At 38.5% G+C, this 262-nt stretch carries 1 protein-coding gene; it reads right to left on the reverse strand.

What is annotated here, in order from left to right:
* A partial coding sequence (locus Q4528_RS14390; protein WP_303522316.1) for a hypothetical protein occupies positions 1-262 on the reverse strand: 262 nt, incomplete at both ends.

The following is a 262-nucleotide window of genomic DNA, read 5'->3' on the forward strand; positions in this document are numbered from 1 at the left end:
GGTTTAGTTGCTTGATCTGTTGTTAATGAACTGCCAGAACCACTGTCACTTCGAGCGTCTTGTTGTTTTAGATATTCGGCTAGTAACGTTAACTTTTTGCGACTATCAAATTGAACATTTGCAAATGTGGCTAAAGATTTATCAGTGTAATTATCATTTGAACTACTGTGATATATGCCTTGATCAATGGAGCCTCGCACACCAACTGTGAGCTTCTCTGACTCTCCTTTTAAAGAAAAAGAAGGACGCACTTTAGTAACCC

Source organism: Staphylococcus pasteuri (assembly GCF_030547725.1).
Taxonomy (GTDB): domain Bacteria; phylum Bacillota; class Bacilli; order Staphylococcales; family Staphylococcaceae; genus Staphylococcus; species Staphylococcus pasteuri.